This window comes from Sheuella amnicola (assembly GCF_010499255.1).
Lineage (GTDB): Bacteria > Pseudomonadota > Gammaproteobacteria > Burkholderiales > Burkholderiaceae_B > Zwartia > Zwartia amnicola.
This window is the reverse complement of record NZ_JAAGRN010000009.1, coordinates 62,493-87,182: the sequence shown is the minus strand read 5'-3', so window position 1 is coordinate 87,182 and position 24,690 is coordinate 62,493. Positions and strand designations below refer to the sequence as shown.

The window sequence follows — 24,690 nt, the reverse complement described above, 5'->3', positions numbered from 1 at the left end:
GCTTGTCAACAACTGATATGTCAACTTCAAAGACTAGTCTATTACCTGAAAAGCCTGTGGGCGCTTTAATGAGTGGTCTGGCTATTTTGCGATATCTGGCACAAGTAAACGATCCGGTCGGGGTCACTAAAGTTGCAAAGGATTTGAAGCTTAATCCCAGCACCTGTTTCAATTTGCTCAAGACGCTTGTGCATGAAGGTCTAATCAATTTCGACGAGACAACAAAAGCATATTCGATCGGTATCGGATTGATCGAATTGGCGAAAGGGGCATTGGAACGTAATTCCTACGTACAGTTGGTCCGACCGTATTTGCAGGAGATCGCTGATCGATTCGGAGTGACTGCAACGCTATGGCAGCGTGTCCAAAATGAAAGGGTCGTCCTGCTTGACCTTGCGAATAGCGACTCAACAATTCGCGTTCATATGTCGATCGGACAGAGATTGCCGATGTATGTGGCAGCGATGGGACGTTGTTTTATTGCTGTTTCAGAGTTGACACGTGAAGAAGTGAAGCGGAAATTTCAAGCGATACGATGGGAAAGTCCTCCGACTTTCGAAAGTTATCTAAAAGAAATCGATAAGGCCCGCCACAATGGGTACGCGACGGATGTGGGGCATCACGTCAAAGGTGTCACAACCGTTTCATCTTTAGTGATGAATGGTCGTCGTGAGCCAGTCGTCGCGATTAGCGCCGTTGGCTTTAGTGCCCAACTTGATAGTGCGACGGTCGCTGAACTCGGGCGATTTATCAAATCGCGATCAGATCAAATTATTCCGGTTTAAGTTTCAAGAAATGGTTAACCAAAATTCGCGTGCTTCCGAGGTGTCGCAATACCCCCGTTTGGCGATGCTGGCACTTATGAGCGCCTCGGTGCTCGTCTCGCTTGATACAACGATCAGTAATATTGCACTGCCACAAATTGCACGGGAGCTGCAAACAACCGATGCCTCTATCATTTGGGTCGCCAACGCGTATCAGATCGCAATGATTGCCGTGTTGCTGCCGTTTGCGTCACTTGGAGATGCTTTAGGTTACCGTCGCATCTATCTAGGTGGTTTGACACTCTTTATATTTGCATCCCTCATCTCGGGTGTTGCGCAATCCTTTGCCTGGCTGGTTGTAGGACGTACGCTGCAAGGAATCGGCGCGGCGGCGGTCATGAGTGTCACTGCCGCATTTATCCGGCATATTTATCCCATCGAATTGCTTGGTAAAGGATTAAGCCTGAATGCACTTGTTGTCGCAATAGGATTTACGCTCGGACCACCGCTGGCATCCGCAATACTGTTGGCAAGCAACTGGCATTGGCTTTTCTTATTGAATGTTCCGATCGGATTGACTGCATTTTTTCTGTCGCGTCGATTTTTGCCGATTCTGAGTGGCAAACAGCATGCGTTCGATCAATCCGCCGCGCTACTTTGTTTAGTATTCCTCGGCAGTTTTGTCTATGCATTCTGTTCGTTGAAGAATGGTTTCGGGGATATGCTAACGCTGATTGCTATCGCAGTGTCTCTTTTATCCCTGATCGGATTGCTGCGCGTTCAAAGAGGGCACCCCGCGCCCATGCTTGCGCTGGATCTATTGAAAATACCCTTGATCGGGCTGTCATCGGCTACTTCGATCTGTGCTTTCATGACGCAGTCCCTGGCATTGATTTCGCTGCCTTTCTTTTTGCAAAATACGTTGAACATTCCGCTTGTGACTACAGGATTTTTGCTTGCAAGTTGGCCGATTGCTGTGATTGCCATGGCGATTGTCGTGACACCTCTAAGCGACAAATTGTCTGCAGGTGTTCTATGCACGATTGGACTATTGTTGTTGTGTCTGGGAATGATTTCACTTGCAACAATATCAAGTGAATCGAGTCACATTGCAATGGTGATGCGTCTTGTGATCTGCGGGATCGGCTTTTGCTTGTTCCAGGCCCCCAACATGAAATCGATTATGGGCAACGCACCGGCACACCGCAGTGGTGGGGCAAGCGGAATTATTGCGATATCAAGGCTGATGGGACAGACAGCTGGAGCTGCGATTGTTGCCCAGTGCTTTTATATCTGGAACCAGCAGGGCGCAGAGGTGGCACTCTGGATTGGTGTGGGAAGCGCTGCATTCGGAACAATTTTCAGTGCGCTTCGATTGCGGTGAAGCCAATTACAGATGATTTCTCTCGAGTGCATTAAACTCGTAAGGACAGGGCAGATCTTAAGGTTCACTATTCCTATCAAACTACCTATGCCAGCTGACAGCACAAAAAAGAAAAACAGCTCCAAATTCACGATTGCTGATCTCGCGACGGAATTTGATGTGACGCATCGAGCGATCCGATTTTATGAAGATCAAGGCTTGCTCGCGCCAGAAAGGGTAGGCAAAAACTCACAGGTCAGAATGTATTCCGGCTCGGATCGGACTCGCCTCAAACTCATTTTGCGAGGCAAGCGTTTAGGGTTTTCGCTTGCTGAAATCAAAGAAATCCTTGATATAAATCTTTATAACAAGCCAGGCGGTTCAATTCTGCAGCTTGAACGTTTTATTGAAACACTTGCCAAGCATCGGCACGCTTTGGAGCAACAAATGGAGGATTTGAAGGTTCTTCTAGACGAGTTGTCTTCACATGAGATGCAGTGCAAAAAGCTGCTGGCCGATAAAAAAGCTGGCTGAATTACATTCCTGTATTACTTGTTTGCATAGTTTATTTTAGTTTTAACTCACTGATTTTTATTGAAAAACTTAATTGACGTTTACGTTAACGTAAAGTAAATTGAATGCATCTATTCACTGGAGCTTCAGATGAGTGAGTTATCCATCTCGCAAAAAGCGGAAATAGAAGCAAGTTTTGCAAAACAAGGGTTGATGAGGACCTTTGGTGCTGAACTTGATAGCGTCGAATATGGGAAGACAATCATTTCCATGCCGTTTACGGAGGCGGTGTCACAACAGCATCAATTCTTTCACGGCGGAACAATCGGCTCTCTGGCGGATACCGCTTGTGGCTATGCCGCCATTAGCGTGGTTGCGCAGGGTGATGCGGCGCTGACGGCGGAATTCAAAATGAACTTTCTTGCACCGGCTGACGGAGATCGTTTGATTGCAATCGGCAAGGTGATTAAGCCAGGTCGTACATTGATTGTTTGTCAGGGTGATGTGTTTATAGAAAAAAATGGAAACCGCAAGTTATGCGCCACGATGCTCATGACTATGTGTGTTGTTAAAAATCTAGGGCATAAGTGAATAGGAGGATGTATGAGCAATATTCCGGGAATTAATTTTTATCTGGGCGAAAACATCGATTCATTACGCGATGCGGTCAGCGCGTACGCTCAAGCTGAAATTGCTCCGCTTGCTGGCGAAATCGACCGCACCGATCAGTTTCCGATGGAACAGTGGAAAAAAATGGGTGACATCGGAGTGCTCGGCATAACAGTTGCCGAGCAATACGGTGGGGCCGACATGGGCTACCTGGCACACATGATCGCCATGGAAGAAATATCGCGGGCTTCTGCATCTGTTGGATTATCTTACGGTGCGCATTCGAATCTTTGCGTGAATCAAATTCATCGCAATGGCACCGCTGCGCAAAAGCAAAAGTATTTGCCAAAACTGGTTTCCGGCGAGTATATCGGCGCATTGGCGATGAGTGAGCCTAATGCCGGATCGGATGTGGTGAGCATGAAGCTTAGCGCCGCATATAAAGATGGCCATTATGTTCTCAATGGCACAAAAATGTGGATCACCAACGGTCCTGACTGCGATGTCCTTGTGGTCTATGCGAAGACAGAGCCCGATGCCGGCGCCAGAGGAATCACAGCGTTCATCGTCGAAAAGGGTATGCCTGGATTTTCTGTAGCGCAAAAATTGGACAAACTCGGCATGCGCGGGTCGCATACGGGCGAATTGTTATTCGATAACGTCAAGGTTCCTGCCGAAAATATCCTCGGTGCGTTAAATGGCGGTGTGAAGGTTTTAATGAGTGGTTTGGATTATGAGCGCGCGGTGCTTGCGGCTGGCCCGCTAGGAATCATGCAGGCTTGTATGGATGCGGTCGTCCCTTATATTCATGACCGCAAGCAATTTGGTCAGTCCATCGGTGAATTCCAGTTGATACAAGGCAAGGTTGCCGATATGTATACCACTTTGCAAGCGTGCCGAGCCTATTGTTATGCAGTGGGCAGGCAGTTGGACGCGCTGGGCAGCGAACACGCTCGTCAGGTTCGCAAGGATGCAGCAGGCGTCATTCTCTACACGGCAGAGAAAGCAACCTGGATGGCTGGTGAAGCAATCCAGATTTTTGGCGGCAATGGCTATACGAATGAATATCCGGTTGGACGGCTGTGGCGCGATGCCAAGCTGTATGAAATCGGTGCAGGCACATCCGAGATTCGTCGGATGTTGATCGGCCGGGAATTGTTTTCGGAAACCATTTAGTTAGGAAGGCGAGAGAAATGCCGAAACTTGAGACTAAATTGAATAGCCGCAGTCCGGAATTCATTGCCAATACTCAATTAATGCAGACGTTGGTGGATGATCTGAGAAGCAAGATCGAAAAAATTGCGCAAGGTGGTGGAGAACTTGCACGCAAGAAACACACCGATCGATCCAAGCTGTTGCCGCATGATCGCGTACAGTTGCTGCTTGATCCGGGTACGCCGTTTCTTGAATTTTCCCAGTTGGCGGCGTACGGAATGTATCCTGAGAAAAACGGCGAAGATGCCGCACCAGGAGCGGGATTAATTACCGGAATAGGATCGATCGCAGGACAAGAGTGTGTCATTGTCTGTAATGATGCGACTGTCAAGGGAGGTACTTATTTTCCGATGACAGTTAAAAAGCATCTGCGTGCGCAAGAAATCGCCGATCAAAATCATTTGCCTTGCGTTTATCTTGTAGATTCGGGCGGGGCGAATCTGCCCAATCAAGATGAGGTTTTTGCGGATAGGGACCATTTTGGCCGGATTTTTTACAATCAAGCAAATATGTCCGCAAAAGGCATTCCTCAGATCGCCGTTGTCATGGGATCATGCACTGCCGGCGGTGCATATGTTCCAGCGATGAGCGATGAAAGCATCATCGTGAAAGAACAAGGCACAATCTTTCTGGCGGGGCCCCCACTCGTGAAAGCTGCGACAGGTGAAGTCGTGAGCGCAGAAGATTTGGGCGGCGCTGATGTGCATACCCGACTTTCTGGCGTGGCTGATCATTTTGCGCAAAATGATGCGCATGCTTTGGGAATCGCGCGCAATGTGATCGCTAAGCTTAATCGCAAGAAGCCCGAACCCTTAGTCCGTTTGCCTTCTGTTGAACCGCTATACAGCCCAGACGAGTTGTATGGCGTGATTCCTAGCGATACGCGTAAGCCCTACGATGTCAGGGAAGTGATCGCACGCTTAGTTGACGGGTCGGACTTTGATGAATTTAAAGCACGCTTTGGGACTACGTTAGTGACTGGATTTGCCCATTTAGACGGCTATCCAGTTGGCATCATCGCAAATAACGGGATTCTATTTTCCGAAAGTGCATTGAAAGGAGCCCACTTTATCGAGCTGTGCTGCCAGAGAAAGATTCCTCTCATTTTTCTGCAAAACATCACAGGCTTCATGGTGGGCCGCAAGTATGAAAATGAAGGTATCGCAAGAAACGGCGCCAAGATGGTGACTGCGGTAGCCACTGCGCAAGTGCCCAAATTTACAGTCATTATTGGCGGTTCTTTCGGCGCCGGAAATTATGGGATGTGCGGAAGAGGCTACAGCCCGCGCATGTTGTGGATGTGGCCCAATGCGCGCATTTCCGTTATGGGTGGGGAACAAGCTGCTAGTGTTTTAGCAACCATACGCCGCGATGGAATTGAAAGCAAGGGAGGCACCTGGAGTGAGCAGGAAGAGACTGAATTCAAGGCGCCGATCAGAAATCAGTACGAGACACAAGGACATCCTTATTACGCTAGCGCTCGACTTTGGGATGATGGGGTCATTGATCCGAAGGATACGAGAAGAATTTTGAGTTTGGCGATTTCGGCAAGTTTGAATGCACCGATACCTGAAACCAAATTCGGCTTGTTCAGGATGTAATTGACTAGCCAAACAATATTTTGTTTGAAGTATTTTCTGGAGTGAAAATAAGTGTTCAATAAAATACTGATCGCCAATCGTGGAGAGATTGCTTGCCGGGTGGCTAGAACCTGTCGCCGACTTGGCATTAAAACGGTTGCCGTCTATTCCGATGCTGATAAAAATTCGCTCCATGTGCAATCTTGCGATGAAGCTGTTCATGTCGGCGGATCCGCACCCAAAGACAGTTATTTGCTAGGCGATAAGATCATCAAGATCGCGCTGGAAACAGGTGCGCAGGCGATTCATCCGGGATACGGTTTCTTGTCAGAAAATGCCGATTTCGCTCAAGCATGCGAAAAGGCAGGATTGGTGTTCATTGGTCCTCCGGCTTCTGCAATTTTTGCCATGGGATCAAAGTCGGCCGCTAAATCCCTGATGGAAAGTGCGGATGTCCCGCTGGTTCCCGGATATCACGGAGACAATCAGGAGGCTGGTTTTTTACATGCACAGGCCGATCTGATCGGGTACCCGGTACTGCTGAAAGCATCCGCCGGAGGTGGCGGCAAGGGGATGAGAATTGTTGAGTCAAGCGAAAAATTTCCGGCTGCACTCGACTCATGTAAAAGAGAAGCACAAAGCAGTTTTGGTGATCAAAAGGTATTGATCGAAAAGTACCTTAGCCGACCAAGACACATTGAAATACAAATATTTGCCGACAAGCAAGGTAACGGGATCTATTTGTTTGATAGGGATTGCTCTGTTCAACGCCGACACCAGAAAGTGATCGAAGAGGCGCCGGCTCCTCGGGTTAGTGCGGAAATCAAAAAAGCAATGGGCGAGGCGGCAGTCAATGCGGCCAAGACCGTTGGCTATGAGGGTGCCGGAACGGTCGAGTTCATTGTCGAGGCGGATCAGGATGGCAATGCCGGCCGGTTTTATTTCATGGAAATGAACACACGATTGCAAGTCGAGCATCCCGTGACAGAAATGATTACTGGCCAGGATTTAGTCGAGTGGCAACTGCGAGTTGCTGCCGGAGAGCCATTGCCTTTGCTGCAAAACGAGATTCAATCGAACGGACACGCAATCGAGGCCCGAATTTATGCCGAAAATCCAGAAAAGAAATTCCTTCCTTCGACTGGAACATTGTTTGCATTGAATATGCCTGCTGAAGAAAAAGGCAGCATCCGCATCGATACCGGAGTGAGAGTTGGCGATGTCATCAGCCCGTTTTACGACCCGATGATTGCCAAGCTCATCGTGTGGGGCGCGGATCGCAGAACTGCGGTATTCAAAATGAGGTCGGCACTGGATGACTCCCATATCATTGGCTTATCCACCAACGTTGCTTTTTTGGGTCGCCTATTAAGATGCGATGCCTTTATAGATGCAAATCTGGATACTGGGTTGATCGCCAAAAACGAAAAAGCCCTGCTAACGCCCGAAAAAACTGTGCAAATTGTGGATCTGGCATTTTTATTGGCTGCACGTTTGGAAAGCGACATGCTCAAAATCCGGTCTGCTGCACGTGAATTGGATTCTCCTTGGCAACAACAAGATGCCTGGAGAATGAACAAATCATGCATACGCGAATTCTCATTTACGACTGATGGCGGTTCAGCAGTTTATTCCTTGCGTTATTGCTATCAGGACAAAACGATTTCGCTTGGCGATCAGAAATCGAAATTTACTTATCGCAATCTGGGCAATGAAATCAGGTTGGAGTTGGACGGTCTTCACGCAAGTGCGAGCATCGTTTCACATCCACTTAACTCGAACGAATTGCATTTGTTCCGTGAAGGAAGGCATCAAGTCTGGGCATACCAGGATCCGTTGGAGATGTCTTATTCCGAGGAAGCCTCGACGGGTAAGTTGACGGCACCCATGCCTGGCAAAGTGATTGCCATTCATGTAAAACCGGGCGCATTGGTTAAAGTGGGCGATCCATTATTGGTTGTAGAGGCGATGAAAATGGAGCATACGATTACCGCTCCTTTTGATGGCGAAGTCTCGGAGGTGAACTATTCGCAAGGCGAGCATGTCAACGAGGGCGATCAATTGATCATCTTCAAGTCTTGATGACTTGAAAGCGACCGATCAAAAGGGTCGGTCGCTATTGAACTCTTACGCATACGTTCTTGCATCTTCGATCAGCTTGCCGTCAGACGGAAGCGAATTGACGTCTTCGAATGTCACTTTGGCGCGAAGCTTAGTCACCTCTCGGGTAGACTGAATAATCGCTTCCTGTAAGGCATTTAGATCTTGTTTGATCTCTTCTTTGAGTTCGCAGCGTAACGTCATGGTTTCTTCACCGATGTTACCGCTCACCACGACTCTCGCCTTATTGATTTCCGGATGTTTCTTGATGATTTCCTGAACTTGTCCCGGATGTACGAACATCCCTTTTATTTTAGTAGTTTGATCCGCACGACCAAGCCAGCCCTTGATACGAAGATTGTTTCGACCGCACGGCGATGGCGTGGAAAGCGACTCAGGATCAATGGCGGAGAGGTCCCCGGTTCCGAATCGAATAAGAGGGTAGTCTTGATCGAAAATCGTAATCACTACTTCACCGACTTCACCAATGGGCATAGGTTTCGTGCCGTTTGGTTCGACGATTTCAAGGATGATTTCTTCATCGATGATCATGCCATTTGCAAGTTTAGGCGACTCGTAGGCTATCAGGCCGACATCGGCGGTTGCATAAGTGGAAGTCACAATGATGTTGCGGGCCTTAAACCAGGCACGCATGCTGGGCGTTAAGGCTTCTCCCGTCACGACTGCCTTCACGATGCTACTGCAGTCCAACCCCATTTCATCTGCCTTTTCCAGGATGATTTTTAGAAAAGAGGGCGTTCCGGTGTAGGCATTGGGCTTGAGATGATGAATTGTTTGCGCTTGAAGTTCGGTTTGGCCGATGCCGGCCGGGAAAACGCAGCAACCTAGCGCATGTGCACCGCCTTCAAGCATCCACGCCCCGGGGGTGAAGTGGTAAGAAAACGTGTTGTGCACCAAGTCGCCAGCTTGAAATCCCGCTGCGCGTAGCGCCCGAGCCAAACGAAATCCGTCGACATGATTGCCTTGCGGTTCATGAATCGGTCCCGGGGATTGGAAGATTCGCTTTAACTTGTGTATTGGCGTGCTATTCATCCCGCCAAACGGGGGTGATTTCTTTTGTTCTGCACTCAGCTCCGACTTTCGAGTAATCGGGAGTGTCGCTAAAGATTCTCTGGTATTGATCGATTTTGGATCAATATTTTTGAAAATGCGACCGAAGTATTCGGTATGATCTTTAGCGTATTGGACTTGAGTCGCCAATTTTTGCAAAAGCGATTTTTCCCGCTCTTCGTGCGTACGAATTTCAAGTTGATCTAGGTTCATTTCTATCTTCACGAAAGCCAGCGTTTGCGACGACGATAGGATTTGACGTCCTTGAACGACTTCCGTTCTCCCTCATCATTAGCGCCCACACCTAGGTAAAATTCTTTAACGTCTTCGTTGTTTCTCAGATCTTGCGCAGCCCCATCCATCACCACGCGTCCGTTTTCCAGAATGTATCCATAGTCGCTATATTTCAATGCGATCATGGTGTTTTGCTCTGCAAGCAGAAAGCTGACGTTTTCGCGCTTGTTCAAATCCTTAACAATCTCGAAGACCTCTTCCACAATTTGTGGAGCAAGGCCCATTGATGGTTCATCTAGCAGAATCATTTCGGGTTTGGCCATCATGGCTCGCCCGATGGCGCACATTTGTTGTTCTCCGCCAGAGGTATAGGCAGCCTGGGATTTTCTACGCACTTTAAGTCGCGGAAAATATTCGTATATTTTTTCGAGTTCGCGCTTGACCTCAGCGTTGCTGATTTTGCGCGTATAGGCACCCGTTAGCAGATTGTCTTCAATCGATAGGTGGGCAAAACAGTGTCTGCCCTCCATAACCTGGATGACGCCCCGGGTGACAAGTTGATTGGGAGACAGTTTATCCACCCGTTCATTTTTGTATTGAATGCTACCCTTTGTGACATCACCCCTTTCCGCTCCCAATAAGTTTGAAATCGCCTTGAGCGTGGTGGATTTTCCAGCACCATTCGCACCCAGAAGAGCGACGATGTTTCCCTTGGGAACCTCGAGGGAAACACCCTTCAGGACCAGAATGACGTGGTCATAGATGACTTCGATATTGTTAACGGAAAGTAGGGCGGTCATATCAGCCTGGGGTCGGATTAGTTTTTCATGCAAGCGGGCGTAATGTTCTTCTCTTTCGCATATTCAAGCGCGGAAGCTTTGAACAGTGGGTGAATCAAGGATTTATTGCCTTCGATCCAATCCGAAATAATCACCCACTTCGTGCCGTCCCATTGCTGGATCTTGATCATTCCGGATCCTTCATGGTTTTCGCATGAGGTTTTGATTTCCGGCAACAGACCCGTTGCACCCAAGGCATTCAAACGTGCATTGGTGATGTCAAGGTTCTCGAATGCCCAGCGCATTTGTTCGCCTGTCACAGGCTTACCCTTGCCGAATTTTTCCTGCGCCAAGCGATCAGCCTCAACCGTTACGATAGCTGCCGAAACACCACGGTTGTAAAGGATAGTGCCAATCTTCGAGTTGTTGGGAAAGTTTCCTTTTCCTGCGCCATAGACCACTTTTTCGATATCAGCAATCACCGGTACGGTTTTGCCCGCAACGTTCCAGGTTGCGCTCATGTAGCCCTTGGCTGCCGGACCAGCAGGCACTGCATCCTCTTCGGATCCCGCCCACCAGGAGCCAACGATTTTGTCTCTTGGATAACCGACCTTCTGCGCGGCTTTCAGAGCAGTCTGGTTCATGACGCCCCAGCCCCAGAAAATAACGTAGTCGGGCTTTTCTTCACGAATCTTCAGCCACTGCGCACCCTGTTCGTTACCGGGATGTGCGACTGGAATTTCGACAAGCTTGAAGCCATCAATCTTGCTTTCGGCCTGCAACGCGGCGATAGGCTCTTTGCCGTAGGCGGAATCATGGTAAAGGAAAACGATTTTCTTGCCTTTAAGCGAACCGCCATTTTTTTGCGCAAGAAACTTCACGATTGCGGATGCCTGCATTTGGTAGGTGGTGACCAAAGGAAATGCGTAAGGGAACACAGAGCCGTCCACTGCGTCTGTACGGCCATAGCCCATCATGATCAGTGGCACTTTATCCGTCTGTGTTTTATCCAGTAATGCATATGAAATGCCGGTCGACATCACGTGAAGGGCAGTACCTTTGGAGGCGCCTGACTTTCCTTTCAGACGCTCGTAACACTCGACGCCTTTTGCATTGTTATATTCTGTCTCGCATTCTTCCCATGTGAATTTGACGCCATTGACACCACCTTCCTTCATGTTGACATATGTCAGGTAGTCGATGAAGCCTCCATAGAAGGATTGACCGTTTTGTCCGTATGGTCCGACCCGAAAGCTGGGCAGGGACACAAATTGATCTTGAGCAGTCGCTTCAAGCGAATACATGCTGCTGAAAGTTGCCACGGCGGCGAGCATTGAGCTCAGTACAGCGGTTTTAATGCGTTTCATACCTTTATCTCCTGAATGGATCTTGACGATCGTGAGTAATTGTTCTGCGTAAAAATCGACTTAATGCGGGAAAGGCCATAACCTGAGCTTTTCTTTGGCAATTTGCCAGAGTCGGGCCAGGCCATGAGGTTCAACAATCAAAAAGAAAATAATCAATCCGCCAAATACCATGAGCTGAATGTGCGATACAACTGCGCTACCGATTGGCAAGTGAAGCAATTGAGAAATCAAGGGTAGAACAATGTCTAAAAATATGGGCAACAGCAGAATGAAAGCGGCACCTAAAAAGTTACCCAAAATGCTGCCTACGCCTCCAATGATCACCATGAATAGAATTTTGAATGAGAGATCCAGAGAAAAACCGTCCGGCTCCACTGTGCCAAGGTAGCAGTAGGCATAAAGGGCACCGGCAATGCCGCAATAAAAAGAGCTGATTGCAAAGGCCATCAATTTTGTTTTCATCAGTGGAATACCGATGACTTCAGCGGCCACATCCATATCGCGAACGGCCATCCAGGCTCTGCCTGTGGATGAACGAACCAGATTCTTTCCAAGCAATGCCAGACCGGCCACGACGAACAGAACCAGTAGGTATTTCGTTATTGGTGTATCGAAAGCGAATCCGAACAGACTGAGCGTTTGTGCGCTAATGACACCGGAGGCGCTGTTGTTAGAGAACCAGGGGAATTTAGTCAGACACCACACTACGAAAAACTGTGCAGCGAGAGTTGCTACTGCAAGATAAAACCCTTTGATTCTCAAAGATGGAAGCCCGAACAAGATGCCGACGGCAGCTGCACTTAATCCTCCCAAGATGAAGGAAAGGATGAAGGGGATCCCTTCGATGCGAAGTTGAAAGTTATAAGTGGCGTATGCGCCTACTGCCATAAAGGCGGCTGATCCCAGTGACAGTTGACCCGCATAACCTGTCAGGAAATTCAATCCTAATGCGGCAAGCGAAAATATCAGGAAGGGAATCAGAATGGCATTAATCCAATATTCATTGGCGAATAGAGGAACTCCCAGCGCTGCGATCAGGACCAGTATCACCATTCCGATCCTGTCTTGGAGAATCGGAAATATTTGGCTGTCTGATTGATAGGTGGTCTTGAATTGACCGGTTTCACGATAAAGCATGTTTATTCCTTAAACGCGATCAATATGTTTTTCACCGAACAGACCTTCGGGCCTGATCAACAGGAAAAGCAAAGCGAAAATGTACGGGAACCAACCTTCGATACCGCCGAAGTTGCCGCCAAACGCATTCTGAAGGACTGGTGGAATGTAAATTTCCGCAAGTTTTTCTGAAACACCAATAATGATGCCTCCCACGATTGCTCCCGGAACCGAGGTGAATCCGCCAAGAATCAGAACCGGTAAAGCCTTGAGTGCTGTTAAAGAGAGAGCATATTGCACGCCATTTCGTGAGCCCCATAACAACCCGGCCACCAGTGCCACAAACCCGGCAATGGCCCAAACAATTGTCCAAATGTTTTCTAGAGGAATACCGAGAGACAAGGCTGCCTGATGATCGTCTGCTACAGCCCTTAGCGCGCGACCGATCTTTGTGTATTGAAACAATAGCGCCAATAGAATCACTAAAAGAATGATGACTCCGGATGAAAATAAATCCAGCTTCGATATACCTATTCCCGTAAGATCCATGATGGCTTCGATCGGCTCATCGACAATGCCTAAATCGATCGGACGCACATCGTTGCCGAATAGGATAGGCGCCAGTCCGTCGATAAAAAATGTCAAACCGATCGTTGCCATGAACAGCGTGATGGGCGGTTGATTCACTAGTTTTCCGAGGACGAATTTTTCGGTGCAGATTCCGATGATGACCATGAAAACGAACGATGCGATGATTGCCAGCCACATCGGCACACCATAGTCGATGAATCCAACAACCGCCAATGCCGCTGCGTAAACCATCGCGCCTTGCGCGAAATTCAGTACGCCCGATGCTTTGAAGATGAGAACGAATCCCAGCGCAACCAACGAATACATCAATCCGGCGAGGATTCCGCTGATAACGATTTCTAAGAAAAATTGCATGGATGTGTCCTTGTCTACGGATACTAGTGACTGGTGCCCAGGTAGGCGCTAATCACTTCCGGATTGTTTTTAACTTCGTCGGGAAGGCCGTCTCCGATTTTTTTGCCGTAATCAAGAACAACAACACGATCGGAGATATCCATCACCACACCCATATCGTGTTCGATTAAGACGATGGTGACGCCATATTGCTGATTAACCTCCAGGATGAAGCGGCACATATCCTGTTTTTCTTCTACGTTCATTCCGGCCATCGGTTCATCCAGGAGCAGCAACGATGGTTCTGCGGCAAGCGCACGGGCAAGTTCGACACGTTTTTGCAAACCGTAGGGTAATTTTCCGACAGGTGTTTTGCGAATGTGCTGGATTTCCAGAAAGTCGATGACTTCTTCTACTTTGTGACGATTAAGCTCTTCTTCATTTCTGGCTTTGCCGATCCAAAGTGCATTGCTGATGAAACTGCTCGTCATCTTCGTGTTGGGCCCGGTCATAATGTTGTCCAGAACAGTCATGCCCTTGAAAAGGGCGATGTTTTGAAATGTTCTGGCAATGCCCTGTCGCGCGGCTTGTGCCGGATTCATTTGCTTGCGCTTTTCGCCGCGAAAATAGATATCGCCCGCTTGAGGGTGATAAACACCATTAATGACATTCAACATGGAGCTCTTGCCGGCGCCGTTTGGTCCGATAATTGAGCGGATTTCGTGCTCTTTTACATCGAACGAGATATTGGTCAGTGCTTTGACGCCGCCGAAGGACAGCGATATGTTTTCCAGTTGCAAAACGGTGGTTGAGTCTGGAGTGTCGATTATCTGCCCGCTCATGCCAACTCCATTGCTGTTTTGGTATCCTGAATTCGGACAGTCGCGCTGATGCTTCCGTCTCTTCCGTCTTCAAACTTCACTTTGGTTTCTATGTATTGCTCCGGTTTGCCTGAGTACAAAGCATCAAGCAAAGGTGCGTATTTCTCAGCAATAAAGCCGCGTCGTACTTTCCTCGTTCTGGTTAGCTCATCATCATCCGGGTCGAGCTCTTTATGCAAGACAAGAAAGCGTTCGATTTGGGCATGACTGAGCATGGGGTCGTCTGCCAAGTCGATATTGACTTTGTCTATGCATTCCCCAATCATTTCGTAGACTTCTTTTTTTGATGCTAAGTCGATATATCCTGCAAAGGCTATATGACGACGTTCGGCCCAGTTGGCGATTGCCTCGAAGTCAATATTGATGAAGGTGGTGATGCATTGCTTCCCATCGCCAAATACGACAGCTTCTTTGATGAACGGAAAGAATTTGAGCTTGTTTTCGATGTATTTCGGTGCAAATAATTTGCCGTTAGCCATTTTGCCAACATCTTTTGCGCGATCAATAATTCTCAGGTGACCGTCTTTATCCAGAATGCCGGCATCACCCGTGTGAAAGTAGCCCTGTTCATCGATGGATTCTGCGGTGGCATCAGGTCTTTGATAATAGCTATCCATGACGCTGACGCCTTTGACCAAAACTTCGCCCGAATCTGCAAGTTTGATTTCTATCCCCGGAGCGGCTATGCCCACAGAATCGTATTTCACTTGACCGTCGGGTTGCAGGCAGACATATGCGCAAGTTTCGGTTTGCCCGTAAAACTGTTTCAGATTCACCCCGATCGATCGATAAAAGCGGAACAAGTCCGGACCGATCGCCTCACCCGCCGTGTAGGCGACGCGAATTTTGCTCATGCCAAGCGCATTGCGCAAAGGCGTGTAGATTGTTAAGTTATAAAAGCCGTAATGCAGGCGATCAATTAGGCTGACCGGTTTGCCATCCAGAATATCTCCACCGACTTTTTTGGCAAATTCGATCGCATTCGTGAATAATTTGCGCTTTAAGGCGCCAGCATCTTCCATGCGAATGGTGACCTGTGTCAGCAAGCTTTCAAAGATGCGTGGGGGTGCGAAGTAATAGCTGGGCCCAATCTCCCGCATGTCGGACATGACGGTTTCCTTTGATTCGGGGCAGTTCACCGTCAGGCCATTGACCATTGCTTGCGCGAAAGAAAACAAATGGTCTCCTACCCACGCCATCGGCAGATAGGCCAGTATGTTGTCCTTGTATTTAAGGCCATCAAACTGAGAGCTGTTTTTCCCGGTCCGGATAAAGTTGTTATGCGTATGTGCTACACCCTTGGGCTTGCCGGTTGTTCCTGACGTATAGAGAATGACTGAAAGGTCAGATCCTTTGCCTTCTTCAAGTTCGGTCAAGAAGAATTCAGGATGCTCTTCCGAAAATGCTTTTCCAAGCAGCTGAATTTGCTTTAGGGAGTGCAAGTAGCTTTGCACATAATCATTTAGCCCTTTGGGATCTTCATAAATGATTGTCGTAAGAGTCGGAATCTGATCCTTGATTTCAAGAAGCTTATCGACTTGTTCTTGATCTTCGACGACTGCGAATGATATCGCTGCGTCATTGAGGACGTGAATCATCTCGGCAGCTACAGCATCTTGATACAGAGGAACGGGAACACCACCGAGGGACTGAGTCGCCACCATGGCTTGATAGAGTTGAGGACGGTTATCTCCGATAATCGCCAAGTTCATGCCACGTTTGAAGCCCAAAGAAGCCAATCCGCACGCCAGATGTTTGATCTGCTCCAGATTTTCTTTCCAGCTAGTCACTTGCCAAATCCCTAGGTGTTTCTCCCTATATGCAGGGTGGTCCGGAATCGACTTTGCGTGTTGAAGCAGCAGTCTTGGGAATGTCAGCGCATCTTCTAACGTGGTGTTCGCTTCCATACTCGTTATAACCTTAGTAGCAAGATTGAATTTAACAAAGCATAATCCTGAGAAAATTTAATGAGTTGTCATTCAACCGACAAACTAGGGGAAGTCCTGATGTCGCTGGAAGTCTTGTTAAAAAATAGTCCCTGGATGATTGGATTAAATGCTGCAGAGCAAAATAAAGTGCGTACCGATATCCAGGTCAAACACATTCCTGTGGAGGGGTTTGTATGTCGCCGGGGCCAGGCCGCGGATTATTGGTTTGGCGTGATCAGTGGCGTCGTCAAGATCAACAACGTTGCATCGAATGGAAAGTCGACAACTCTGCTAGGCTTGGCACCGGGATCCTGGTTTGGAGAGGGCTCGTTGCTCAAAGAAGAGTCTCGTCGCTACGATGCGTCGACGTTGCGTGATTCAGAACTTGCCCTCATGCCTAAAAGTACCTTTTTATGGTTAATGGATCACAGTATTTTTTTTAATCGCTTTCTAATCTCCCAATTGAACAAGCGTCTTGGACAATTCATTGGCGCGATGGAAAACGAAAGATTGCTGGATGTGGATGCCCGGGTGGCAAGATCATTGGCCGCTTTGTTCGACTCCTGGTATCCGCAGCAAACGATGATGCTTAAAATTTCCCAGGAAGAAATTGGTCAATTGGCAGGCTTGTCCAGACAGCGGGTGAACAGTGCCCTGAAAGTGCTAGAGGCCTGTGGCCTGATTCGTGTCAACTATGGCGAAATACATGTTTTGGATTTAGATAAGCTGAGTACTTTCTACTCTGCGGGCGAGTAGGCATTAGGACTTCCCCTTGGATTGTCTATTGAATGACAGCAATCAAAGCACTGGGGATTTAAGTTAGTTCAAACGTTCTGACTAAAGACCTCTCATTAACAAAGATTTAACAAACATAAGCTGGACTGGAAATGGGTTTTCTTGAATTATCCGAAGAGCAAATCATGGTGCGCGATATGGCCAGGGATTTCGCCCGGAACGAATTAACGCCTCACAGTGAGCGTTGGGACAGGGACGGTTGGATTGACGACTCCGTCATCGCTCAGATGGGAGACTTGGGTTTGATGGGCATGGTCGTGCCGGAAGAGTGGGGTGGCGCGAATGTAGATTATGTCTCCTACGCACTGGCGGTAGAGGAGATTTCTGCCGGCGATGGTGCAGTTGGTGCCATGATGAGTATCCATAACTCTGTTGGTTGCGGTCCTATCCTTAAATACGGCTCTGAAGAGCAAAAGAAGACTTGGTTAGGCGAACTCGCCAGTGGCAGATCCGTCGGTTGCTTTTGCCTGACTGAACCACAAGCTGGTTCCGAAGCCAATAATCTTAAAACTCGGGCAGTTTTAAAGGACGGGAAATGGGTCTTGAATGGATCCAAGCAATTTGTCAGTAACGGTAAACGTGCCGCGTTGGCAATTGTGTTCGCAGTGACCGATCCTGAGCTAGGCAAAAAGGGAATCTCAGCATTTTTGGTTCCGACAAACACACCGGGTTTTATCGTCAATCGTGTCGAAAAGAAGCTGGGTATTCGTGGATCGGATACATGCGCGATAACGCTGGATCAATGTGAAATTCCCGAATCGAATTTGCTCGGACCGCGTGGAAAAGGTTTGGCGATTGCTTTATCCAATCTGGAGGGCGGTCGCATAGGCATTGCTGCTCAAGCTTTAGGAATCGCCCGGGCTGCTTTCGAGTCGGCTTTAAGATATTCGAAGGAACGAATTCAATTCGGTGTCCCCTTGATCGAGCACCAAAGCGTTGCCGGCTTTCTCGCAGACATGCAAACACAGATCAATGCTGCGCGGCTTTTGATATTGCAGGCGGCAAGTATGCGTGAACGCAATGTGCCTTGTATTTCTGAAGCGTCCCAAGCGAAATTATTCGCCTCTGAAATGGCGGAGGCGGTCTGTTCGAAGGCGATTCAAATATATGGCGGATATGGGTATCTGGAAGACTATCCGGTAGAGCGACACTATCGGGATGCGCGTATCACGCAAATTTATGAAGGGACGAGCGAAGTGCAGCGGTTAGTGATCGCCCGCGTACTAAAGGAAACTGATTTTTAATTCATGAGATTTCATTTTCGTCATTCTCAGTCAAATTAAAGCGAATTTAAAATATGACAAAAGATCCTGTCGTTATTGTGTCCGCGGCGAGAACGCCGATGGGAACCTTCCAGGGCGGATTTTCAAGCCTGAGCGCCCCAGCCCTGGGGGCTGTGGCAATTCGTGCCGCGGTTCAGAGATCAGGCATTGATACAAACCTGATTGAGGAAGTCTTGATGGGGTGTGTGCTGCCTGCCGGGCAGGGGCAAGCGCCCACCCGTCAGGCTGCGTTGCTTGCCGATGTGTCTTTGGCTGCCGGCTGTACGACGATAAGCAAAGTATGCGGCTCCGGAATGAAGGCCATCATGGTCGGTCACGACGGATTGGTTGCCGGGTCGTATCCTGCAAGCATTGTCGGTGGAATGGAGTCGATGACCAATGCACCGTATCTATTGCCTAAGGCTCGATCCGGTTATCGACTGGGACATGGACAACTGATTGACCATATGTTCATGGATGGACTTGAAGATGCTTACTCCAAGGAAAATCGCGGACGCTTAATGGGCACATTTGCCGAGGATTGCGCAGGAAACTATGGTTTTAGCCGCGAATCTCAGGACGAGTACGCGATACGGTCCACACAGCGTGCGCAACTGGCAAGCAATAACGGTAGCTTCGAATGGGAAATCGCTCCGGTCACCGTTGCCGGCAGAAAGGGTGATACCGTCATCTCCAAGGACGAGGGGCCGTTTGCCGTCAACATCGATAAAATTCCCGAGTTGAAACCAGCCTTCAAAAAAGATGGTTCGGTAACTGCGGCAAATTCTTCTTCAATTTCGGATGGTGCCGCAGCTTTGATTTTGATGAAAGAATCTTCAGCGCGTGCAAAGGGCCTGCAACCAATTGCCCGTATTGTGGCGCATGCAAACCACGCTTACGTTCCTGCCTTGTTTCCAACTGCACCGGTAGGTGCGATCAGGAAACTTATGTCAAAGACCGGCTGGACTACCGATCAGGTCGATTTGTATGAGATTAATGAGGCTTTCGCCGTGGTGGCCATGGCTGCCATGCATGACTTGAAATTGTCTTCCGAAAAGGTCAATGTCCATGGTGGAGCCTGTGCGCTGGGGCATCCGATAGGCGCATCCGGGGCTCGTATCGTCGTGACTCTGTTAGGAGCACTGAAAAAGTATGGATTAAAGCGCGGCGTCGCGTCACTCTGTATTGGTGGTGGCGAGGCGACAGCTTTAGCTGTTGAAATGTGTTAGCAAAATAGTGATTCGAGAGCTCTATGATATTGACTTCTGAACAAGAGATGATTCGCGACTCGATGCGCGCTTTTGCACAAGAGCGCTTGGCGCCGTTTGCCCGTGATTGGGATAAAAATCATACCTATCCGGAACAGGCAATCAGGGAGCTTGGCGAGCTTGGCGCGATGGGCATGGTTGTTCCGGAGCGATGGGGTGGTGCAGGCATGGATTACATGTCGCTGGTTTTAACCCTTGAAGAAATCGCCGCTGGTGATGGTGCAACCTCAACGATCGTTAGCGTTCAAAATTCGCTCGCTTGCGGCATCACTCTTGCTTACGGCACAGATGCACAGAAGACCGAGTGGCTTATTCCTCTCGCTAGAGGCGAGAAGCTCGGCTGTTTTTGCTTGACTGAACCTCAGACCGGTTCGGATGCTTCGGCCATTACAACCCGCGCCGATCGCGATGGGGATGATTTTGTTTTAAATGGAGTAAAGCAATTCATTACGTCCGGAAAAAATGCCGATGTTGCGATTGTTCTGGCAGTGACTGATAAATCTGCGGGTAAGAAAGGGATTTCATGTTTTCTGGTCCCAACGAACACTCCTGGATTTATTGTCGCAAGTCTAGAGGAAAAAATGGGTCAGCGGGCATCGGATACGGCTCAGATCGTATTTGAGAACTGCCGGGTACCTGAATCTTGTATGTTGGGCAAAGAGGGTGATGGATACAAAATAGCCTTGTCGAATCTCGAGGCAGGGCGCATTGGAATCGCCGCGCAGTCCGTGGGTATGGCACGTGCCGCATTTGATGCGGCAGTGTCGTATGCGAAAGATCGAGTGACTTTCGGGGTGCCGATCATTGAGCATCAGGCTGTGAATTTTCGATTGGCTGACATGGCGACGCAACTTGATGCTGCTCGTCTTTTAGTTTGGCGAGCGGCGATGCTCAAGGATGCCGGCAAACCCTGCCTGACCGAAGCATCAATGGCCAAGCTGTTTGCATCAGAGGTCGCCGAGAAAGTGTGTTCAGATGCGATACAAATTCACGGCGGATATGGATATGTCAGCGATTACCCTGTTGAACGAATTTATCGCGATGTCAGGGTATGCCAGATCTACGAGGGTGCAAGCGATATCCAACGATTAGTGATTGGCAGAGCCATTTCACGTTGATGTGACTTATTCTGGTTTTATATTTGCTTGTCGGATCACATTGCCCCATTTCTTGATTTGTTCATCAACAACCGCTTGAAGTGCTTCTGGCGTGCTGCCTTTGATTTCAATTCCTAACTCGAAAAGTTTTGACTTCAGTTCCGGGTCGAGCAAGACAGCATTAATCTCTTTGTTCAGCTTATCGATGATCGGTTTGGGGGTGCCTGCCGGCACGAAGAATCCATAAACTGCAAGGGAGTCAAAGCCGGGGTAGCCGGATTCGGCAATGGTTGGCACATCAGGCAATAAAGGCGAACGATCTTTAGTCGTAACAGCCAGCACTTTGACTTTGCCATTTTTAAGTAACTGTAGATAAGGTGGAATTGTATCGAGGGTGATACTGACTCGCCCCGATAGCAAGTCCGGGATCAAGAGGGACGTACCTTTATAGGGCACATGCAACACATTGATTCCGGCTTGGGATTTGAACATTTCGCAAGTCAGATGAATTAGGCCACCTGTTCCGGATGAGCCGCAGGTGAGCTCACCAGGCTTAGCTTTAGCCAGTTTGACAAGATCGGCTACGTTATTAGCCGGAAAGTCAGGAGCGACAAAAATCGCATTTCCAAGTGTGCCTGCCGCAGAAACCGGTGCGAGGTCTTTGCGAAAATCGTACCCTGGATTCTTGTGGTAAGTCTGGGCGATTGAGTGTGATCCTACCGACCCCATGAGCATGGTATAGCCATCGGCAGGGGATTTTGCGACAAAAGCGGCACCGATGTTGGCGCCACCCCCCGGTTTATTTTCGACGATTACAGGTTGGTTGAGCCGCATCGCCAGTTTTTCGGTAATGCCTCTAGTCAAAATGTCTGTAGCACCGCCAGCCGGAAAGGGTACGACAACGCGTATTGATTTGCTTGGGTAGGCGTCTTGAGCCTGAGCCGGATGAATCGATGTGGATATTGCTGCCAGGGCGATCAAGGAAGAGGCCAGATTTCGGAACGTGAACATTTTGACGAATACTCCAAACATGGATTAGGAGGCAATGATTGCCTTAGCCGAATTTCAGCTCGATCTTAAATATAAAATATCCGAAATTCAACATAATGCAGTTTTGGGGATTAGAAGGAATAATGAAATGAAAGTAAATGAATTTGATCGCGAGTACCGCTCTCGGCTGATGGCGCTGGCCACATCCAATTTGAGCGATTCGCTTGATCGGTTGGGTATCAAGCTTGGGGCCGTGATCGGTATTACGCCCAGATGGGGTAATACCAAAGTGGTGGGACGAGCCGTGACGATCAAAATGACAGCGGCTGGCGCCGTACCTTCAGTGGCTCATCTAGGGGTGGATGCGATAGCAAACAGCGAGCCCGGAGACGTGATTGTGATCGACAATCGTGGCGATCTCTACAATAACTGCTGGGGGGAAATCCTTGCCATGGGCGCTAAAATGAAAGGCGTATCCGGCGTTGTGGTTGACGGTGCGGCACGCGATGTTGACGCCTGCGAAACATTCGGATTCCCTGTCCATGCCAGAGGAACAGTTCCAACAACAGCGCGCGGAAGAATCGTGCAAGAATCGTGGAATGTGCCCGTCCGGCTTGGCGATGCACCCGTTCGTCCTGGGGATGTGATTGTTGCCGATGTGAACGGTGTGGTTGTAATACCGATCGAGCGATTGGCTGAGGTTGTTCAATCGGCCGAAGACATCTTGGCGAAGGAACTTGCCATGATCAAAGCCTTGGAGTCCGGCCAATCTATGCAGGATGTCGATCGGCAATTCAATTACGAGAATATGCTTCGTCAGCCCGATTAGCCATAAGCTGCCATAAAACGATCGCGCTCATCAACGCCGAAAAAAAGCACCAGACCGAGATAAACCAAAAGTTATAAAAAATATAAGTTATTGCCGACGAGAGAAAAACGATTATTCCAAATACAGCAACACGAGCATGACTTGAGACCATCAAACTGACAGAGGTCGCAAGCAGGTAAAGTGCCATCGTAAGTTCGGCGTAGAAGTATGGTGAGTCATAGGAAATATGGTGTTCTACAACTCGTGCAGTGATTGGCAAGAATAGCAGCAAGCTTAACAGGTACATACCCAACGCGATACCGATGATGGCAATAATTGCAATGACTTTCCGCCTAAGCCCGGCAGGTTCGATTGCCAGTGAAGCCAAGGGTACATATATTGGCCATAATACATGCGAGAAGAAAGAATATGCGTAGGTCAGAATAATGCTCAGAGTAGACATGTGATCATGCAAACCAACCCATAGTGCTCCCTCTAGCCCCTGTTGAATGCCGAACAATACAGGAATAAATGCGAATGGAAGCTCTGCACGAGTTTGCGCTTTGCGTACGGCCAATGTGCCCAGCACGATTAATGTTGCACTGGCTGTAAAGCTCGCTGTAGCAGAGAAGCACATGGAGGTCTCAATTATTTTGGACTAGAGTGTTGATGAGTCGTGATGATCAATACACGATCATCATATAGTCACAACCGGTGCAAAACCTCCGCCCGATGTTCTGAAATTTGTTGTTTGACCTGAATACATTCGGGCAGAGAATAGTTGCACTTTACCTGCATAGGCATATGCGCGAATATCGAATTTCAGTTCTGTTAAAGCATCATTCACCAATATCAGGCGTTCACCCGGGGTAACAATGTTTTGTGCGACAAATTGCCCTTCCAGAATTTCAGCCCAGACTTTTTTTGTCAATTTGTCGCCACGGTATGTTGCCTTTGAACCAAAGCCTGCGACCGGTTTAAAAAAGAGATGCCGGCGTTTTGCCCACATCGTTTCTGCATGATCTGGCGTAACGAGTTCAGTACGCGGAACGGTCTGGCTAAGAATTTCGCGGTCTTTTTCAGAGACCCCCCATGATGAAAGCATGGAATCATCGCTTAAGGTGATGAGGTTTCGCTTGTCTGCATAGAGCGCATGGGCATGGGGTCCGGGGGTGATGACAACCGATCCGCTTTGATAAGCGTTCTTGATTGAGCCGTGTTCAGGGTTCTCCAGATAAAAATCAGTCAGTCGGTTGTAGATCATGTCTACAGTACGGGACTTAAAGATAAGTTGATTATCTAGCCAAAATAATTCAGATGGGTCGGCGATATCGGCACGCACGCCGTAGCTTCGAAACATCTGCCTGAAAAGCTCGAACTCAGGTTCAAGATATTGAGTTGAGGGATTGTCATCAACGATAACAATCGAGCGTAATGGCAATTCACCGCGTTGGCTTTTCCATTCAGACATGAACATATCAAAAAAATTCTTCTCGTGCGATGCAAGAATCGGATTAGGTCGCATGGCTAAGTCCATTTCCTTGCAACAAGACTCTTGTGCACGTGCGAGGGCTGCATTTAACAGAGCGCCACCTGCATTGGTATTGATTTCGATTAGCTTTGGACCATCATGATCCAGATGAAAATCAAATCCCATAAATACACCGATCGGACCAAATACGGATTGGGCGATCAAAGGTGCTTTTTTTAAAGCGCTTTGCTGATAAGCAGGTAACGCAATTACTCTTTCGATAGCAGCAATGGCATTAATGATTTTCTTTTCAATTTCATCGGAGATGAATACAACCGTCGATGAAAATAGATTGGGTCGGCTGGTCCGAATTTCGTGCAATAGTCCGCTTAGGCTGACGTCACGCTCAATTTGTTTTTGAAGCTCCGATTCATTGAGAGTTTTGCAATAGCAACTTTGATTCAGGCTATGGGCAACATCTTTAGCGACTATGTTCGGATTTGACGGAGTTGTTGACATGGCGGTATCCACTCAGTATCTCAAGGTCTTCATATT

22 protein-coding genes are annotated in these 24,690 nt (G+C 48.4%); 12 read left to right on the top strand and 10 right to left on the bottom strand.

The window, feature by feature from the left end; genetic code table 11:
- Positions 1-17 precede the first annotated feature (17 nt).
- The 7 genes from G3I67_RS12775 (at position 18) to G3I67_RS12745 (ending at position 8,126) form a co-directional block, all read left to right on the top strand.
- A complete protein-coding gene (locus G3I67_RS12775) occupies positions 18-785 on the top strand; it encodes an IclR family transcriptional regulator (protein ID WP_163655916.1) in 768 nt (255 codons plus the stop codon).
- A 10-nt stretch (positions 786-795) separates the two neighbouring features.
- The gene (locus G3I67_RS12770; RefSeq protein WP_203583656.1) at positions 796-2,148 is read left to right on the top strand and encodes an MFS transporter; all 1,353 of its coding nucleotides are present in this window, start codon (positions 796-798) and stop codon (positions 2,146-2,148) included.
- Between the two features lie 87 nt (positions 2,149-2,235).
- Positions 2,236-2,661 (top strand): MerR family transcriptional regulator, encoded by a 426-nt coding sequence (locus G3I67_RS12765; RefSeq protein ID WP_163655915.1) that lies wholly within the window; start codon positions 2,236-2,238, stop codon positions 2,659-2,661.
- A gap of 129 nt (positions 2,662-2,790) precedes the next feature.
- The gene (locus G3I67_RS12760; RefSeq protein ID WP_163655914.1) at positions 2,791-3,231 is read left to right on the top strand and encodes a PaaI family thioesterase; all 441 of its coding nucleotides are present in this window, start codon (positions 2,791-2,793) and stop codon (positions 3,229-3,231) included.
- A 12-nt stretch (positions 3,232-3,243) separates the two neighbouring features.
- Positions 3,244-4,425: an isovaleryl-CoA dehydrogenase gene (locus G3I67_RS12755; RefSeq protein ID WP_163655913.1), complete on the top strand. Its 1,182-nt coding sequence runs from the start codon at positions 3,244-3,246 to the stop codon at positions 4,423-4,425.
- Between the two features lie 17 nt (positions 4,426-4,442).
- Positions 4,443-6,065, top strand: coding sequence for a carboxyl transferase domain-containing protein (locus G3I67_RS12750; RefSeq protein ID WP_163655912.1), 1,623 nt, complete (start codon positions 4,443-4,445; stop codon positions 6,063-6,065).
- A gap of 51 nt (positions 6,066-6,116) precedes the next feature.
- A complete protein-coding gene (locus G3I67_RS12745) occupies positions 6,117-8,126 on the top strand; it encodes an acetyl/propionyl/methylcrotonyl-CoA carboxylase subunit alpha (RefSeq protein WP_163655911.1) in 2,010 nt (669 codons plus the stop codon).
- A 45-nt stretch (positions 8,127-8,171) separates the two neighbouring features.
- Here G3I67_RS12745 and G3I67_RS12740 read toward each other — a convergent pair whose 3' ends face one another.
- The 7 genes from G3I67_RS12740 to G3I67_RS12710 all read right to left on the bottom strand — a co-directional run bounded on the left by G3I67_RS12740 (position 8,172) and on the right by G3I67_RS12710 (position 16,423).
- On the bottom strand, positions 8,172-9,428 hold the full coding sequence (locus G3I67_RS12740; RefSeq protein WP_163655910.1) for a phenylacetate--CoA ligase family protein: 1,257 nt from the start codon (positions 9,426-9,428) through the stop codon (positions 8,172-8,174).
- An 8-nt stretch (positions 9,429-9,436) separates the two neighbouring features.
- Positions 9,437-10,249, bottom strand: coding sequence for an ABC transporter ATP-binding protein (locus G3I67_RS12735; protein ID WP_163655909.1), 813 nt, complete (start codon positions 10,247-10,249; stop codon positions 9,437-9,439).
- A gap of 17 nt (positions 10,250-10,266) precedes the next feature.
- Positions 10,267-11,562 (bottom strand): ABC transporter substrate-binding protein, encoded by a 1,296-nt coding sequence (locus tag G3I67_RS12730; RefSeq protein WP_235931927.1) that lies wholly within the window; start codon positions 11,560-11,562, stop codon positions 10,267-10,269.
- Positions 11,563-11,655: 93 nt separating this feature from the next.
- Positions 11,656-12,732 (bottom strand): branched-chain amino acid ABC transporter permease, encoded by a 1,077-nt coding sequence (locus G3I67_RS12725; protein ID WP_163655907.1) that lies wholly within the window; start codon positions 12,730-12,732, stop codon positions 11,656-11,658.
- A 9-nt stretch (positions 12,733-12,741) separates the two neighbouring features.
- Positions 12,742-13,656: a branched-chain amino acid ABC transporter permease gene (locus G3I67_RS12720; RefSeq protein WP_163655906.1), complete on the bottom strand. Its 915-nt coding sequence runs from the start codon at positions 13,654-13,656 to the stop codon at positions 12,742-12,744.
- Positions 13,657-13,679: 23 nt separating this feature from the next.
- The gene (locus tag G3I67_RS12715; protein ID WP_163655905.1) at positions 13,680-14,477 is read right to left on the bottom strand and encodes an ABC transporter ATP-binding protein; all 798 of its coding nucleotides are present in this window, start codon (positions 14,475-14,477) and stop codon (positions 13,680-13,682) included.
- Complete coding sequence (locus tag G3I67_RS12710; RefSeq protein WP_163655904.1) at positions 14,474-16,423, bottom strand: AMP-dependent synthetase/ligase; 1,950 nt, start codon at positions 16,421-16,423, stop codon at positions 14,474-14,476. The genes G3I67_RS12715 and G3I67_RS12710 overlap by 4 nt, the downstream gene beginning before the upstream one ends.
- A gap of 60 nt (positions 16,424-16,483) precedes the next feature.
- On the opposite strand from G3I67_RS12710, the gene G3I67_RS12705 reads away from it, so the two are divergent.
- The 4 genes from G3I67_RS12705 (at position 16,484) to G3I67_RS12690 (ending at position 20,887) form a co-directional block, all read left to right on the top strand.
- The gene (locus G3I67_RS12705; RefSeq protein ID WP_235931920.1) at positions 16,484-17,200 is read left to right on the top strand and encodes a Crp/Fnr family transcriptional regulator; all 717 of its coding nucleotides are present in this window, start codon (positions 16,484-16,486) and stop codon (positions 17,198-17,200) included.
- A 131-nt stretch (positions 17,201-17,331) separates the two neighbouring features.
- Positions 17,332-18,483 carry an acyl-CoA dehydrogenase family protein gene (locus G3I67_RS12700; protein WP_163655903.1) on the top strand — a complete coding sequence of 384 codons (1,152 nt, stop codon included), beginning with the start codon at positions 17,332-17,334 and terminating at the stop codon, positions 18,481-18,483.
- A gap of 53 nt (positions 18,484-18,536) precedes the next feature.
- Complete coding sequence (locus tag G3I67_RS12695) at positions 18,537-19,730, top strand: acetyl-CoA C-acyltransferase (RefSeq protein ID WP_163655902.1); 1,194 nt, start codon at positions 18,537-18,539, stop codon at positions 19,728-19,730.
- Positions 19,731-19,753: 23 nt separating this feature from the next.
- Complete coding sequence (locus G3I67_RS12690) at positions 19,754-20,887, top strand: acyl-CoA dehydrogenase (protein WP_163655901.1); 1,134 nt, start codon at positions 19,754-19,756, stop codon at positions 20,885-20,887.
- 6 nt (positions 20,888-20,893) lie between these two features.
- Here the strand turns inward: G3I67_RS12690 and G3I67_RS12685 are convergent, their stop codons facing one another.
- Entirely contained in the window at positions 20,894-21,877 is a 984-nt protein-coding gene (locus G3I67_RS12685) for a Bug family tripartite tricarboxylate transporter substrate binding protein (protein WP_163655900.1), read from the bottom strand.
- 127 nt (positions 21,878-22,004) lie between these two features.
- Between G3I67_RS12685 and G3I67_RS12680 the strand changes: the two genes are divergently transcribed.
- Complete coding sequence (locus tag G3I67_RS12680) at positions 22,005-22,685, top strand: RraA family protein (RefSeq protein WP_163655899.1); 681 nt, start codon at positions 22,005-22,007, stop codon at positions 22,683-22,685.
- On the opposite strand, the gene G3I67_RS12675 is transcribed toward G3I67_RS12680, so the two are convergent.
- A complete protein-coding gene (locus tag G3I67_RS12675; RefSeq protein ID WP_163655898.1) occupies positions 22,651-23,301 on the bottom strand; it encodes a DUF6629 family protein in 651 nt (216 codons plus the stop codon). The genes G3I67_RS12680 and G3I67_RS12675 overlap by 35 nt on opposite strands.
- A 60-nt stretch (positions 23,302-23,361) precedes the next feature.
- Positions 23,362-24,654: a hypothetical protein gene (locus G3I67_RS12670; RefSeq protein WP_163655897.1), complete on the bottom strand. Its 1,293-nt coding sequence runs from the start codon at positions 24,652-24,654 to the stop codon at positions 23,362-23,364.
- Positions 24,655-24,690 lie beyond the last annotated feature (36 nt).

Coding starts and splice junctions, on each gene's coding strand:
- G3I67_RS12775 (WP_163655916.1), top strand. CDS start 18: ATGTCAACTTCAAAGACTAGTCTATTACCTGAAAAGCCTGTGGGCGCT.
- G3I67_RS12770 (WP_203583656.1), top strand. CDS start 796: ATGGTTAACCAAAATTCGCGTGCTTCCGAGGTGTCGCAATACCCCCGT.
- G3I67_RS12765 (WP_163655915.1), top strand. CDS start 2,236: ATGCCAGCTGACAGCACAAAAAAGAAAAACAGCTCCAAATTCACGATT.
- G3I67_RS12760 (WP_163655914.1), top strand. CDS start 2,791: ATGAGTGAGTTATCCATCTCGCAAAAAGCGGAAATAGAAGCAAGTTTT.
- G3I67_RS12755 (WP_163655913.1), top strand. CDS start 3,244: ATGAGCAATATTCCGGGAATTAATTTTTATCTGGGCGAAAACATCGAT.
- G3I67_RS12750 (WP_163655912.1), top strand. CDS start 4,443: ATGCCGAAACTTGAGACTAAATTGAATAGCCGCAGTCCGGAATTCATT.
- G3I67_RS12740 (WP_163655910.1), bottom strand. CDS start 9,428: ATGAACCTAGATCAACTTGAAATTCGTACGCACGAAGAGCGGGAAAAA.
- G3I67_RS12735 (WP_163655909.1), bottom strand. CDS start 10,249: ATGACCGCCCTACTTTCCGTTAACAATATCGAAGTCATCTATGACCAC.
- G3I67_RS12730 (WP_235931927.1), bottom strand. CDS start 11,562: ATGCTCGCCGCCGTGGCAACTTTCAGCAGCATGTATTCGCTTGAAGCG.
- G3I67_RS12725 (WP_163655907.1), bottom strand. CDS start 12,732: ATGCTTTATCGTGAAACCGGTCAATTCAAGACCACCTATCAATCAGAC.
- G3I67_RS12720 (WP_163655906.1), bottom strand. CDS start 13,656: ATGCAATTTTTCTTAGAAATCGTTATCAGCGGAATCCTCGCCGGATTG.
- G3I67_RS12715 (WP_163655905.1), bottom strand. CDS start 14,477: ATGAGCGGGCAGATAATCGACACTCCAGACTCAACCACCGTTTTGCAA.
- G3I67_RS12710 (WP_163655904.1), bottom strand. CDS start 16,423: ATGGAAGCGAACACCACGTTAGAAGATGCGCTGACATTCCCAAGACTG.
- G3I67_RS12705 (WP_235931920.1), top strand. CDS start 16,484: ATGAGTTGTCATTCAACCGACAAACTAGGGGAAGTCCTGATGTCGCTG.
- G3I67_RS12700 (WP_163655903.1), top strand. CDS start 17,332: ATGGGTTTTCTTGAATTATCCGAAGAGCAAATCATGGTGCGCGATATG.
- G3I67_RS12695 (WP_163655902.1), top strand. CDS start 18,537: ATGACAAAAGATCCTGTCGTTATTGTGTCCGCGGCGAGAACGCCGATG.
- G3I67_RS12690 (WP_163655901.1), top strand. CDS start 19,754: ATGATATTGACTTCTGAACAAGAGATGATTCGCGACTCGATGCGCGCT.
- G3I67_RS12685 (WP_163655900.1), bottom strand. CDS start 21,877: ATGTTCACGTTCCGAAATCTGGCCTCTTCCTTGATCGCCCTGGCAGCA.
- G3I67_RS12680 (WP_163655899.1), top strand. CDS start 22,005: ATGAAAGTAAATGAATTTGATCGCGAGTACCGCTCTCGGCTGATGGCG.
- G3I67_RS12675 (WP_163655898.1), bottom strand. CDS start 23,301: ATGTGCTTCTCTGCTACAGCGAGCTTTACAGCCAGTGCAACATTAATC.
- G3I67_RS12670 (WP_163655897.1), bottom strand. CDS start 24,654: ATGTCAACAACTCCGTCAAATCCGAACATAGTCGCTAAAGATGTTGCC.